Annotated in this window: 13 protein-coding genes; 8 read left to right on the plus strand and 5 right to left on the minus strand. The window is 67.7% G+C overall.

The window, feature by feature from the left end:
• The first annotated feature begins 370 nt into the window (after positions 1-370).
• The 4 genes from AC6HZP_RS22075 (at position 371) to AC6HZP_RS22090 (ending at position 3,913) form a co-directional block, all read left to right on the plus strand.
• Entirely contained in the window at positions 371-1,678 is a 1,308-nt protein-coding gene (locus AC6HZP_RS22075; protein WP_497524555.1) for a D-alanyl-D-alanine carboxypeptidase family protein, read from the plus strand.
• Positions 1,675-2,859 (plus strand): CobW family GTP-binding protein, encoded by a 1,185-nt coding sequence (locus AC6HZP_RS22080; protein WP_497524556.1) that lies wholly within the window; start codon positions 1,675-1,677, stop codon positions 2,857-2,859. The genes AC6HZP_RS22075 and AC6HZP_RS22080 overlap by 4 nt, the downstream gene beginning before the upstream one ends.
• A gap of 126 nt (positions 2,860-2,985) precedes the next feature.
• Positions 2,986-3,252: a hypothetical protein gene (locus tag AC6HZP_RS22085; RefSeq protein ID WP_497524557.1), complete on the plus strand. Its 267-nt coding sequence runs from the start codon at positions 2,986-2,988 to the stop codon at positions 3,250-3,252.
• A 121-nt stretch (positions 3,253-3,373) separates the two neighbouring features.
• Positions 3,374-3,913 carry an NADPH-dependent FMN reductase gene (locus AC6HZP_RS22090; RefSeq protein WP_497524558.1) on the plus strand — a complete coding sequence of 180 codons (540 nt, stop codon included), beginning with the start codon at positions 3,374-3,376 and terminating at the stop codon, positions 3,911-3,913.
• On the opposite strand, the gene AC6HZP_RS22095 is transcribed toward AC6HZP_RS22090, so the two are convergent.
• Positions 3,901-4,191 carry a sulfurtransferase TusA family protein gene (locus AC6HZP_RS22095; RefSeq protein WP_497524559.1) on the minus strand — a complete coding sequence of 97 codons (291 nt, stop codon included), beginning with the start codon at positions 4,189-4,191 and terminating at the stop codon, positions 3,901-3,903. The genes AC6HZP_RS22090 and AC6HZP_RS22095 overlap by 13 nt on opposite strands.
• Positions 4,192-4,331: 140 nt before the next feature.
• Between AC6HZP_RS22095 and AC6HZP_RS22100 the strand changes: the two genes are divergently transcribed.
• Both AC6HZP_RS22100 and AC6HZP_RS22105 read left to right on the plus strand, forming a co-directional pair.
• Complete coding sequence (locus tag AC6HZP_RS22100; RefSeq protein ID WP_497524560.1) at positions 4,332-5,771, plus strand: lipopolysaccharide biosynthesis protein; 1,440 nt, start codon at positions 4,332-4,334, stop codon at positions 5,769-5,771.
• On the plus strand, positions 5,768-6,904 hold the full coding sequence (locus tag AC6HZP_RS22105) for a GNAT family N-acetyltransferase (protein WP_497524561.1): 1,137 nt from the start codon (positions 5,768-5,770) through the stop codon (positions 6,902-6,904). The genes AC6HZP_RS22100 and AC6HZP_RS22105 overlap by 4 nt, the downstream gene beginning before the upstream one ends.
• On the opposite strand, the gene AC6HZP_RS22110 is transcribed toward AC6HZP_RS22105, so the two are convergent.
• Positions 6,867-7,910 carry a YeiH family protein gene (locus AC6HZP_RS22110; RefSeq protein WP_497524562.1) on the minus strand — a complete coding sequence of 348 codons (1,044 nt, stop codon included), beginning with the start codon at positions 7,908-7,910 and terminating at the stop codon, positions 6,867-6,869. The two genes, AC6HZP_RS22105 and AC6HZP_RS22110, sit on opposite strands and share 38 nt — an antisense overlap.
• An 82-nt stretch (positions 7,911-7,992) precedes the next feature.
• Here AC6HZP_RS22110 and AC6HZP_RS22115 point away from each other — a divergent pair, with 82 nt between their 5' ends.
• Entirely contained in the window at positions 7,993-8,895 is a 903-nt protein-coding gene (locus AC6HZP_RS22115; RefSeq protein ID WP_497524563.1) for a LysR family transcriptional regulator, read from the plus strand.
• Here AC6HZP_RS22115 and AC6HZP_RS22120 read toward each other — a convergent pair.
• A complete protein-coding gene (locus AC6HZP_RS22120) occupies positions 8,885-9,493 on the minus strand; it encodes a CAP domain-containing protein (protein WP_497524564.1) in 609 nt (202 codons plus the stop codon). The genes AC6HZP_RS22115 and AC6HZP_RS22120 overlap by 11 nt on opposite strands.
• A gap of 75 nt (positions 9,494-9,568) precedes the next feature.
• Positions 9,569-11,953, minus strand: a complete 2,385-nt coding sequence (locus tag AC6HZP_RS22125) for a DUF3772 domain-containing protein (protein ID WP_497524565.1) — start codon at positions 11,951-11,953, stop codon at positions 9,569-9,571.
• A gap of 284 nt (positions 11,954-12,237) precedes the next feature.
• Between AC6HZP_RS22125 and AC6HZP_RS22130 the strand changes: the two genes are divergently transcribed.
• Positions 12,238-12,519: a hypothetical protein gene (locus AC6HZP_RS22130; RefSeq protein WP_497524566.1), complete on the plus strand. Its 282-nt coding sequence runs from the start codon at positions 12,238-12,240 to the stop codon at positions 12,517-12,519.
• Positions 12,520-12,593: 74 nt separating this feature from the next.
• Here AC6HZP_RS22130 and AC6HZP_RS22135 read toward each other — a convergent pair whose 3' ends face one another.
• Complete coding sequence (locus AC6HZP_RS22135) at positions 12,594-13,316, minus strand: L,D-transpeptidase (protein ID WP_497524567.1); 723 nt, start codon at positions 13,314-13,316, stop codon at positions 12,594-12,596.
• Between the last annotated feature and the right edge of the window lie 150 nt (positions 13,317-13,466).

The raw sequence follows: 13,466 nt of genomic DNA on the forward strand, positions 1-13,466 counted from the left end.
GAGTTAGCCCCGCACCGCCGGCACATCGGGAAGTTCCGAAAAAACGGCAAAACGGTCGGAGGCGCGCTGCGATGCCAGACCCAATCGATATGCGTTTTAATGCATAACGCAGCGTCACGCCATCAAAAGGCAGGGTGATTTCGGCATGCCGGGGTGAGTCTTTGGCAGAATTCGGCCTTTTCACGCCAAAGCGCCTGCCGAGGCCGGGGACCGCCCGAAGAGGCATTTCGATCCATTTTCCAATCACTTCGCGATCGTGATCGATGTTTGCCAAACCGCCGCTTTGCCAAGCACCGCGCAGATCGGTTATTCAGAACCGACGCGCCGGCCCTGCCGGCCTCTCGATATCCCGAGACGGACAAAGCCCGACATGCACTTTCTGACCCGATCGATTGCCCGGTTTCTCGCCCTGTTCCTGCTGCTGGGCTACGGCGCGAACTCGGCCATGGCGGTCGAGACACCGTACATCGTCGTCGATCTCGACAGCGGCAAGGTTCTGGCCGAGCGCAACCCGCACCAGATGTGGTATCCGGCTTCGATCACCAAGCTGATGAACGCCTATGTCGTGTTCAAGGCCCTGCGCGACGGCCGCGTCAAGCTGTCGAGCCAGGTCGTCGTCTCGCGCCACGCCCTCGACGAGCCGCCCAGCAAGATGGGCTTCAAGGTCGGCACGATCATCGACCTCGACAATGCGATCAAGATGATGCTGGTGCATTCGGCCAACGATATCGCCATGGCGATCGCCGAGACCATCGGCGGCAGCGAGCAGGGCTTCGTCGCCATGATGAACGCCGAGGCGGCCCGCCTCGGCATGGCCTCGACCCATTTCATCAATCCGAACGGCCTGCCCGGCGAGGGCCAGTACACGACGGCGCGCGATCTCGCCGTGCTCGCCCGCGCGCTCTGGACCGAGTTTCCCGATCGCCGCGAGCTCTACAGCATCACGGCGATCCGCTCCGGCAACCGCGTGCTCAAATCCGCCAATTCACTGCTCGAGCGCTATCCGGGTTCCAGCGGCATGAAGACCGGCTTCATCTGCGCCTCCGGCTTCAACGTCGTGGCAACCGCCTCGCGCGGCGGCAACACGCTCGCCGCCGTCGTGCTCGGCGCACCGAACGCCAAGGACCGGGCCGAGCTCGCCGCGCGGCTGATGAACCAGAGCTTCGGCAGCCTCGCGCTCACCGGCTCGCGGCCGTCGCTCGCCAGCTATCGCGGCAATTCCCCCGTCGGCGAGGCGATCAACATGCGGCAGGACATCTGCGGCAAGAAGGATCGCGGCGAGCACGAGGCCGATGGCGGCCAGAACGCGGCCCTGCCGAGCGCGCTGCAGCCGCGCGTCCAGCTGATGGAGCCCGTCGTCGTCTCGATCCTCGGCGTCCGCAGGCCGGACGGCTCGATCATGACGCCGCAGGAAGCGGAGGCCGAAGAGATCGCCGCCGCCGAGGCAGCCGCCGCGGCGAAGGCCGCCAAGAAGCAGAAGGGCGGCAAGGCCGGCAAGAAGGAAGCCGACAAGAAGACCGCGACGAAGCCGACCCCGCGCGAAAAGCCCGTCAAGGCCAAGGCGACGGACAAGGCGCCCGCCAAGCCGGCGTCGAAGCCCAAGATCGAGATCGGCGTGCCGTTCGATTCGACCGATTTCGCGCCCCTGCCCGACGCGGCGCTCGCCGTAACCCAGTGACCCAGAATTCAGTGACTGCCGTGCCCGAAGCCGCCAAGGTCCGCCAGCGTCCGAAGCCGATCCCGCTCACCGTGCTGACCGGCTTCCTCGGCGCCGGCAAGACGACGCTGCTCAACGGACTGCTCAAGGACCCGGCCCTCGCCGGCACGGCCGTCATCGTCAACGAATTCGGCGAGATCGGCCTCGACCACCTCCTGGTCGGCGAATCCGAGGACGGCATCATCGAGCTGTCGTCCGGCTGCCTCTGCTGCACCATTCGCGGCGAGCTGGTAACGACGCTGGAAAACCTGCTCCGGGCGATCGACAACCACCGCATCGAGCGCCTCGACCGCGTCGTCATCGAGACAACTGGCCTCGCCGACCCCGCCCCAGTGCTGCAGAGCGTGCTGCTGCATCCCTATCTCTCGATGCGCTACCGGCTCGACGGCGTTGTCACGGTGATCGACGCCGTGCATGGCGCCCGCACGCTCGACATCGCCGACGAAGCAGTACGGCAGGTCGCCGTCGCCGACCGCATCGTGCTGACCAAGACCGACCTTGAAGGCGCCGATCCGGCCATCGTCGCGCGGATCCGCCAGCTGAACCCCGGCGCGCGCATCCTCGACGCCGCGAAGGGCGAGGCGCTGCCGCGGTCCCTGTTCGACACGCAACCCTTCTCGACCGAAGGCAAGATCGGCGACGTCGCCGGCTGGCTGGCGGCCGAGGCGCATGATCACGATCATGACCACGGGCACGGGCATCATCACCACGGCCATGCGCACGACCACCAGCATGCAGGCGACGTCAATCGCCACGACGCCCGCATCCGTTCCTTCACGGCAACGCGCGCGACGCCGATCGGCCGCCATGCGCTGGACGATTTCCTCGACCGCATCGCCCGCGAGCATGGCGAGCACCTGTTGCGGCTGAAGGGTCTCGTCGCGACCACCGACGCGCCGGGCCAGCCTCTCGTCATCCAGGCAGCGCAGACGATATTCCATCCGCCGCAGCGCCTGCCGTCCTGGCCGAGCGACGACCACCGCTCGCGGCTGGTCCTGATCGTGCGCGACCTGCCGGAAGCGGCCGAGCACTGGATCGTCGCCGCCTTCTCCGACCTACCGCAGACGGATATCGCCGACGCGGCCACGATGGCCGACAATCCGCTGGCGATTCCCGGCTTCTCCGGCACGTTCCGACCGTAGCCGTCGCGTCCCGCGTCGGCGCTGGGCAGGACGGCGGAACGTCGCCCGAAGAAAGCCCGCCCATGCCCTGGAACCGAACGAACGAGCGGTCGTTGACGCCCCAGATGCAACCGGAAGGAGACTGAGATGTCGATGAAGATGCTCATGCTCGCCGCCGCTTCGATGGCGCTCGCGCTGCCGCTCGCCCCGACAGAGGCGCTGGCCGTCTCGAAAAGCCACGCACAGACGACCTGCATCAACGCGGCCGCGACCAGCAACAATGCCCTGCGCGGCAACATACACGTCCGCCGCGCCAAGCCGCATGGCTCGGGCTACGAATTCGGCCTCGTCGTCGATGGCCGCGAGCTCAACTGCATCGTCGCCAAGAGCGGCAAGATTCAGTATCTCCAATAGAGCGCGGAGCGGTCGCAGGCCCCTGCTCCGAGCGCCGTCTGGCGTGACAAGCCCCGCTCGTCACGCCCAAAATTCCCGGCCATGATGCCGCCCCCTCGGAACCATCCGAATCGGAGCCGGCATGCCCCTCGTCCTGACGCTCTGCGGCAGTCTGCGCGCGCATTCTTCCAACCGGGCCCTGCTGGACGCGACGGAACGGGTCGCTCCGGACGGCGTGGCCTTCGACCACTTCACGACGATCGACCGGCTGCCGCATTTCAATCCCGATATCGAACAGGAAGCCCTGCCCCCGGACGTGGCGGATCTTCGCCGCCGTGTCGGCGCCGCCGATGCCATCCTGATCTCCTGCCCGGAATATGCGCGCGGCATTCCCGGCTCCTTCAAGAACGCGCTCGACTGGCTGGTCGGCGGTCCTGAGTTTCCCGGCAAGCCCATCGCACTCTTCAACGCCTCGCCGCGCGCTTCCGACGCGCAGGCGCAGCTGCGGCTGGTGCTGACGACGATGTCGGGCCGTGTGATCGAGGATGCGACGGTCACGGCGGCGTTGCTCGCCAAGGGGCTGGACGCCGGGGCGATCGCCGCCGATCCGGCGATCCGTTCCGAGCTCGTCACGGGCCTCGGGCGCCTGATCGCGGCGATCGAAGCCGATCAGACGGGCTGAGCCGTCGCGCCGCGCTCGATCAGGAAGCGCAGGAGCGGCCGGCCGGGGTCCGCGCTCCGCTCCTGTCGCACCAACCGGTGACCGTCCTGCTGGCAGAGGTGCGGAATATCGATCGCCGCCATCGGATCGGTAGCCTCGACCAGGAGCGTCTCGCCGGCCGACATCGTGACCAGCCACTTGCGCGCCTTCAAGACCGGCAGCGGACACGCCAGCCCGCGCGCATCCAGAGTGCGGTCGGCGCGCCAGGAATCGGCGCCATCCTCGACATCTTCACGCATGGGGATCGGCAAATCTCCGAACAGAACGCCTGCAATCGGCGGCGAACGCTTTCTTAAAGCAGAAAGGGCTAGAAAACACCCTTCGTTGCCGGGGCTACCCGGCGGCGCAAGGATGGGGACTTCTGAGCGGGAGCTGCGCGGTGCGACTTTCCTTCGTCGGCTGGGTCGAGCGCTGGGCGCCGGCGCCGCTTCGGGCGCGCCTCGTCCACCTCGCCGCCATTGGGGACAGCATCGTCACCGGCCGCGACGACCGGGCCGTCGCCCAGCGCATGGCGCTCACCGCCTTCGCCATCCGCATCGTCAGTGCCGTGATCGCCTATCTGAGCCAGGTCCTGCTGGCGCGCTGGATGGGCGACTTCGAATATGGCGTCTATGTCGTCGTCTGGGTCGGCGCCGTCATCATCGGCGGCCTCGCCTGCCTCGGCATCCAGACCGCCGTGGTCCGCTTCGTGCCGGAATACGCCGCCCGCAACGAGCTGGCGCTTTTGCGCGGCATCGTGCTGGGCAGCCGGGCGCACGGCCTCGCAACGGCGACGCTGATCGCCGCGATCGGCCTGATCGGCATCGCACTCTTCCGCGACCAGATCGCCAGCTACTACGTCATGCCGCTCTATCTCGCGGCGATCTGCCTGCCGATGCTGGCGATCGGCGAGATCCAGGACGGGCTGGCGCGCGGTTTCAACTGGGCCGACCTGGCGCTGTGGCCGACCTTCATCATCCGGCCCGTGCTGATCATCGCCTTCACCTTCCTGGCGATCGAGCTCGGCGCCATCGCCGACGCGACGACGGCGATGGCGGCCGCGATCGTCGCCACCTACCTGACCAGCCTCCTGCAGATGGGCGCCCTCGCCTACCGGACGCGCAAGGTCGTGGCGCCGGGCGTCCGGCACTATCGCTCGATGACGTGGATCGCCGTCGCCTTCCCGATCTTCCTGGTCGAGGGCTTCTTCAACCTGCTGACCAATGTCGACATCCTGATCGTCGGCCAGCTGCGCGCGCCGGAAGAGGTCGCCGTCTATTTCGCCACGGTGAAGACGCTGGCGCTGGTGCATTTCGTCTATTTCGCCGTGCGCGCCGCCACCATGCAGCGCTTCTCGCAGTACTACGTGTCGGGCGACCGGGCGCGCTTCGAGGCGACGGTGCGCGATTCCCTGCACTGGACCTTCTGGCCGTCCGTCGCCGCCGTGCTGGTGCTGCTCGTCTGCGGGCGCTTCCTGCTGTCGATGTTCGGCGAAAGCTTCGTCTCGGGCTTCCCGCTCATCTTCATCTTCGCTGTCGGCCTGATCGTCCGCGCCTCGATCGGCCCGGCCGAAAGCATCCTCACCATGGCCGGCGAGCAGCGCATCTGCGCCGCCGTCTATGCCGGCACGTTCCTCGTCAATCTGATCCTGAACTATTCGCTGATCCCGCATTTCGGCCTGGCGGGCGCGGCCACCGCCACCTCGCTGGCCCTGATGCTGGAGACGCTCGCGGTCTATCTCGCCGTCCGCTGGCGGCTCAATCTCCGCTGTTCGATCGTTCATGTGATCGGCCGGCGCGGCACGATCGCCATGGTGCCCCGGCCGGAGGAACAGGCGTGACGGCCGCCGGAACGGGCTCGGTCAATGATCCGGCCGGGGAGAACCCATTCTTCGCGCCGGCGCTGCTTACGGCCGCGCTCGATCATCTCGCCGACGGCAGGGTCGAGCTCGTACTGCTCGCCGGGGACGATGACGCGGCGATCGCGCTGGCGCCGATCCGCCCGACCTGGCTTGGCCGCCTTGTCCCGGCCGTCGCCGTCTGGGTCCATTCGCTCGGGCCGCTCGGCACGCCTCGCCTCGCCGCCGGCGATCCGGATCGCGCCGCGGCCGGCCTGATCGCTGCCATGGACGGCGCGGCGCCCGGCCGCCGCATTCTCGAATTTCCCTATCTGCCGCTCGCCGGCCCGGTCGCCGAGGCGCTGCAGCGGCAGGCGCTGATGCAGGGGCGCCCTATCTCCTGGATCGGCACGCACCAGCGCGCCATCCTGCGGAGAAAATCCGGCGACGGAACCGGCCCCTCGCCCGCCGTCGCGCCGAAGAAGCGGAAGGAGCTGGCGCGCCAGTTCCGCCGTCTGGCCGAGCTCGGCAACGTCACCACCGGCCATGCGACCGAACCCGAGGCCGTTCTCGCCGCGCTGGACGAGTTCTTCGCGCTGGAGGCGAGCGGCTGGAAGGGGCGGCGCGGCACCGCGCTCGCGCTGCGTCCGCAAGAAAAGGCATTCGCCGTAGCGGCAGTCACCGAGGCGGCACGGACGGGCGACGCCGCCATCGACGCGATCCGGCTAGACGGCCGCGCCATCGCCATGCTGATCAGCTTCCGGGCAAGAGCCACCGCCGTCACCTGGAAGATCGCCTTCGACGAGGCCTATGCGCGCTTCTCGCCGGGGGTCCATGTCATGTTGCAGGCATCGGAACGGATCGCTGGCGACGCGGGGATAGACCAGATCGACTCGCTCGCCGTCGCCGATCATCCCATGGTCGACCATCTCTGGCCCGACAGGCTCGAGATCGGCACGCTGGTGATCGGCCCGAAAGGCGGCAGCCTCGCCTATAGGCTCGGCCTGGCGCTGGCGCGGCTGGAGATCCGCGCCCGGCCGATCGTGAAGAACTGGATCCGGCAGGCGCGGAAGCTCGTCGGCACCGCCCGGGCGCGCCTCAGGCGATCTGCATCCAGTGGATCGCCAGCAGGCTGATCGCGCCGAGCGACAGCAGCGACAGCACCACCGTCGCCGTCACCCGAAGTCCGGCGCGCGCCACCGCGCGGATATCGACGCCGAGCCCGAGCGCCGCCATGGCGAGCACGGTCAGGAAGCTGGCGACGGAGCTGGCCTGGACGGCGACGGCGGCCGGAATGATGCCGAGCGAACGGAGCGCGCCGAGGGCGAGGAAGCCGAGGATGAACCACGGCACCATATGCCGGAGCGGCAGGCGGCCGGCGGCGCCCCCGGAGCGTCCGGTCGTCCGGCCTTCGAACAGCGACAGGACGAGCACGACGGGCCCGAGCATCAGCACGCGCAGCAGCTTGACCAGCGTGCCGGTATGCAGGCTGACGGCGGATACCGGCGCGGTGGCGGCGAGCACCTGCGGCACGGCATAGACGGTGAGCCCCGCCAGCACGCCATATTTCGTATCCGACAGCCCGAGCAGCGGAACGAGAAGCGGCAGCGTCAGCACGACGACGACGCCGAACACCGCCGTGAAGGCGATCGCCGAGGCGACGTCCTCGCCGTCCGCGTGAATGACGGGTGCTGCGGCGGCGATGGCCGAATTTCCGCAGATCGAGTTGCCGCAGGCGATCAGGATCGCCATGCGCTGCTCGAGCCCCATCAGCCGGCCGATGCCGTAGCTGACCAGGATGGCAAGCGCGACGACGGCGGCGACGCCGATGAGCAGGGTCACGCCCTGCGCCGCGATGACACTGGCGCTGATCGAGGCGCCGAGCAGCATCACCGCCACTTCGAGCAGGGTCCTGGCACTGAAGTCGACGCCCGGACGGAAACCCTTGCCGGGCTTCCAGCAGGACCGGACGGCGACGCCGATCAGTATGGCGAGCACGACGCCGTCGAGCCAGGCTCGGCCGAGCCAGGCGGCTTCCAGCGACTGCAGCCCCAGCGCCGCGACGGCGACGGCGGCGGTGAGCGCCAGCCCGGGGGCGAGGGAATGGAGATGGGAAGAGAATGAACGTGCTGTAATTTTCATGCACGCAGGATGCTATTACCCGTCGTAGCAATCCATTTCGGAATATAATACCATTCGTTCGACCCAATCGAACGATCGAACGATGACCCTCGACCAGCTCCGGATCTTCATCGCCGTCGCCGAGCGCGAGCATCTGACGCGCGCGGCAGAAGCGCTGCGGCTGACGCCATCCGCCGTCAGCTCCGCCATCCAGGTGCTGGAATCGCGCTACGACACGCGCCTGTTCAACCGCGTCGGGCGGCGGATCGAACTGACCGAGGCGGGCCGGATCTTCCTCGTCGAGGCCAAGGCGACGCTCGCCCGCGCCGAGGCGGCGGAACTGGCGCTTTCGGAACTCGGCGGCGCGATGCGCGGAACCCTGACGATCGAGGCGAGCCAAACCATCGCCAGCTACTGGCTGCCGCCGACGCTGGTCCGCTTCCGCACCGCCTACCCGGCGGTCGGCATCCGCCTCGGCGTCGGCAACACCGAGACGGTGCGGCGCGCCGTGCATGACGGCGCCGCCGAGATCGGTTTCATCGAGGGGCATATCGACGATCCGGCGCTGGCGAGCCGGCAGGTCGGCGAAGACAGGCTGATCATCGTCACGGCGCCGGGCCATCCGCTCGCAAGCGCCGAGCGCGTCGGCGCGTCAGAACTGATGCAGACGCGCTGGGTGCTGCGCGAGCACGGATCGGGCACCCGGTCCGTCTTCGAGGCGGCGCTGCGGGCGAAGGGAATTGCGCCGGAGATCCTCGAGGTCGACCTCGAGCTGCCGAGCAACGAGGCGATCCGCGCCGCCGTCGAGATGGGCGGCCACGCCACGGTCGTTTCCGAGCTCGTCGCCGCGCCGCACATCGCTGCCGGCAAGCTGGCGCGCGCCGCCTTTCTGATGACGCCGCGCGCGTTCAGCATGATCTGGCACAAGGAGCGCTACCGCTCCAAGGCGTCGCGCACGCTCGATGCGCTCCTGACCGGAAGGCCGGAAGAAGCCGTCAGCGGTTGACGACGGCGCCGCCGATCGAGACGACCGGGCTGCCATCAGCCGGCAGCGGGCCGCCACCGATGACGGTCGGGCGCTCATACGGCTTGGCGAGGACCAGCGACCAATAGGCCTTGTACTTGCTGTTCGGCGCATAGGCCGTGCCGATGCCGATCCGGGTGACGCCCGGCTTCAGCATGTTGGCATTGTGATGCGGGGAATCGCGCCAGCCGGAAAACGCCTCGGCGAGCGTGCGATAGCCGGCGCCGACATTCTCCGCCGCGATGCCCGCGTCGAAGCCGGAAGCAGCCAGGCGACGCTGGAAGCTGCCGCCGACGTCGTGGTTGACTTTGTCGGCCTTGGCCATGGCGCGCGCCTGGTCGAGGGCCATCTTGTTGAGCAGCGGGTCGACGGTGACGGGGCCGAGGCCCTTGTTCGCCCGATAGCCGGAGATCAGGCTCGCGGCGGCCTGCGGATCGACGCTCGCGCCGGCGGAATCGATGCGGTTGTAGAAGACGGGCGACTTCGGCGTGGTGTCGACGGTCTCGGAACAGCCGGCCATCACGGCGGCGGCGGCGAGCGCCGAGAGAAGCAGGGTCAGGCGCCGGGGGGAAAGGGTCATGGGACGGCCTCGGGGGTCAGAGATACGGCGACGGCAGGCATAGTCGAAAATGGAAAACGAACTGCGAATGCCGGGCTAGCCCGGCAGCGCCACTCCCGCTTCCCGCAGCCGGCCGAAGATCGCGAAGCGGAGATCGGACCGGACCGTGGCGCCGGAGGCGATGTCGGCGAGATAGCAGCGCAGCTCGAAATCGAGCGACTTCTCGCCGAAATTCAGGAACAAGACGATCGGCTCGGGATAGCGCAGCACCAGCGAATGCGCCTTGGCGCATTCGATCAGGATCGCTTTCACCTGCTCGGCGTCGGAGAGCTTGCTGACCGAGACGGGGACGACGACCCGGCCCGAGCGATCGCGCAGAACCATGTTCTTGACGACGCCGGTGATCAGACTGGAATTCGGCACGATGACGGTGGCGCGGTCGAAGGTCTCGATCTCGGTGGCGCGCACATTGATGCGCTTGACCGTGCCCTCTTCCGCTCCAACCGTGATCCAATCGCCCGCCCGGATCGGCCGCTCGGCCAAGAGGATCAAGCCCGAGACGAAGTTGTTCACGATCGCCTGCAGGCCGAGACCAATACCGACGGAGAGCGCACCGGCGACGATGGCGATGTTGGAGAGATCGAGACCGGCATAGCCGAAGGCGAGCGTGGCGGCGAAGATCATGCCGACATAGCCGACGCTGGTGCGGATCGAATTGCGCAATCCGGAATCGAGCCGCGTCGTCGGCAGGAAGCGCGTATCGAGCCAGCCCTGGATCGACCGCGTGATGATCAAGCCGATCATAAAGACAACGATGCCGGCGATCAGCGTCGACATCGAGATGGTGATCGAGCCGATCTTGAAGCCGAAGAAGAGCTGGCGGATCGTCGCGAACAGGCCGGAGGAATCGACGCCCCACTGGGCGACGATGGCGAGGAACGCCAGCCCGATCAGCGCGAGATGCGCCGCGCCATTGGCGAGCACGCCCGCCTGCGTCACCGAGCGCGGGGCGAAGCCGACCGAGGTGATCAGGCGGCTGCCGACGACGCCGTCGCGCCGGAACGAGGCGGCGGTCAGCTCGTCCGTCAGCTTCATCAGGAGATAGAGCAGCGACAGCACGACGGCCGTCCAGACCGTCTGCGTCGTGATGAAACGTCCGAGCGCGACATAGCCCATCAGATTGGCGAGGATGGCGGCGCCGGACGCAAGACCGGCCGCCATCAGCGCGAGGCGCCGGAGGCCGAAATCCTCGTCCGCCGGATCGTCGCCCTCCTCCTCGGAGGGCTCCGCACGCCGGGTCAGCCCGCGGACCATGGCTATCACCAGCACGGCGATGACGATCGACGCGACGCCGTCGAGCGCGATGGTGAAGGAGAGCGACGCCTGGGTCACCTTGGCGAAGTTCTGGTGGAAGACGACCATCGCCTGCACCGCCGCGATGGCGATGGAAAGCCGGAAGGCCCGCATGGCGACGGCGTCGTCCAGCGCGACGAGGCGCCAGGTGCTGCGCGTCGGCGCCAACAGGGCGCGCGATATGCCGAAGGCCAAGGAGAAGAAGACGATGGCCGCCGTCGCGCCGGTCCAGAGCTGGTCGATCCGGTAGGGCAGCAGTTCCAGCGCATTGAGGATCGACTGCCCTCCCACCAGCACGATCAGCGGCAGGAAGACGTTCACCGCGACGATCGCGGCGGCGGACATCACCTTGGTCCGCACGGTCGGCTGGGCATCGGCATGCGGCCGGCGCAGCTTCGAAAGCAGGAACCGGCGCCCCGGCACCAGTACCGCGACGATCAGCGCGAGCAGGCCGATGAAGATGGCGATGGCGGAACGATCGCTGCGGCTGGCCACGAGACTGGCCCATTCGCCGACGACGGAGCCGGTGCGGCCGGTAATGCCGGGCAGGTCGCTGGCCGCGTCCCCCCACAGTCCCGGATCGATCAGGCTGGTGTTGCGCTCGAGCAGTTCGGCGGTGAAGCGCATGCGGCGATGCTCGCCGATCTGCGCCAGCGCATAGGAGCCGTGACTAGCGATCGCCAGCGCCTGCTTCTGGAAACCAGCGAGATCGGAGAGCTGCTTCTCCGCCTCCTGGCGGTTTTCCTTGGCGGCCTCCGATTCCGGCGCATCCGTCGCGCCCGTCGGCTTCAGCTGCTCGACCTGCGCCGTCGCCGCGGCGACCTTCGGCGCCAGCGAATCCGCCAGTGCGTTCGCGGCCGCGACGATATCCGTCACCTGCTGCTTCAGCGCCTTGAACTCGGCGTCGCTGGTACCCTCGCGCTCGATGGCCGCGTCGACCTTCTCCAGCGCGACGTTCCAGCCATCGATCTGCTTCTGCGGGCTTTCCGGCTGCGCCATCGCGCCGCCGGCCATGGCCATGAACAGGATGGCGATGCCGAGCAGCAAACCACCCAGGCCGTGTCGCGAAAAGCGGGTCCACGTCCGGGAAGACGAGCTAGTGGTCGAGACGAAGGTCTTGCAGAACAAGAAGTGCTCCTGCGGGGCGGTCGGACGGCCGGATCTTGGCGACTGAGCTATAGTATTAAAGATGACGAGAATAGGGATTTCCGTCGCCTTCGGCGCCGTATCCGCAGCGTCACTTCCGCGTCCCGGCCTGATGGCGACGCCGTCGAGGGGTGGCGGCCGGAGACGCCGCCCCTATATCCCCAGGCGCATCCGGGCCGGCGATCCGGCGCCCGCAAGGCTCTGGCGCGGCGGCGTTTCTTGTCTATGCTCGGCGCGTCTTCACCGCTGCCAAGAGGCTGTTCGCAGTGTTCTTCCTGATCCGGCTCGCCCTGCTCTACTGTCTGATCGGGGCCGGTATTCTGTTCGTCCAGCTCGGTTCGACGCCCTGTGAGCGCCCGCTCGTGCTCGACGACGGCACCAGTTCGCTCAAGGGGCCGATCGAGTTCGGCCGCCTCGGGCATGACACGGCCTACACCTCGCGCGTGTTCAAGGACGTCGTCTTCTGGCTGCCACGGCTGACCGACTACGTCCTCACCGGCGACATCTCGGTGAAGAACTTCCTGTTCGCCACCGACTGCAAGCGCTAATCCAGAGCGTTTTCGAGCGAAGTGGATCCCGGTTCGCGTGAAGAAAACGCGACAAACAAAGAGCTAAAGCCGCCTCAGATCACCACGAGCGTCGTCTTCGACGGGACGCGGTCATAGAGGTCGATGACGTCCTGGTTGAACATGCGGACGCAACCGGACGAGGCTGACTTGCCGACCGTCTTCCACTCCGGCGTGCCGTGGATGCGATAGAGCGTATCGACGCCGTCCTTGTAGATGTAGAGCGCGCGCGAGCCGAGCGGGTTCTGCAGGCCGGGCGGCATGCCGGTCCGCCACTTCTCCAGCTCCGGCTTGCGGCCGATCATGGCGGCGGGCGGCGTCCAGGTCGGCCATTTCCGCTTCCACTGCACGACCGCGCGCCCCTTCCACGAATAGCCCTGGCGACCGAGGCCAACGCCATAGCGCATCGCCTTGCCGTCCTTGAGGACGAGGTAGAGGTGCTTTTCCTTGGTGTTGACCACCAGCGTGCCCGGCGCCTCGCCGGTCGGGTCGTCAACGATCTGGCGCAGATACTTGGGATCGACGGTCGAATAGGGAATGGCGGGGAGCTTGTAGTCGCCGTCCTTCAGCGCGGCGTAGCGCGATGCGTTCTCGCTGTCGGCGACCGGCGCGACCGCCTTCACCACTTCAGGCTGGGGCTTCGGCTCGGGCTCCAGCTTCGGCGCCAGGGCCAGGCTCTCGGGACCCTCCTTCGGAACCTGCGCGCAGGCGGCGAGAGCCGCTGCGCCGACGACCGACATCCCGGTCAGAAACGACCGGCGCGAAAGAAGCAGAGACACGTGACGGAACCTTAGAACTGGCGGGAGGGGAATGGGTCCGTCTCTCGGGGGGAGCGGACCGCGGAAGTCTCGTGCCAAGGGGAATAAGGCGACGGTGTGGTCCATGCCACCACAACCGTCGCAGAGCAGCCATGCAGGCTTTTAAAGACG

Source organism: Kaistia sp. SLG-1 (genome assembly GCF_059699055.1).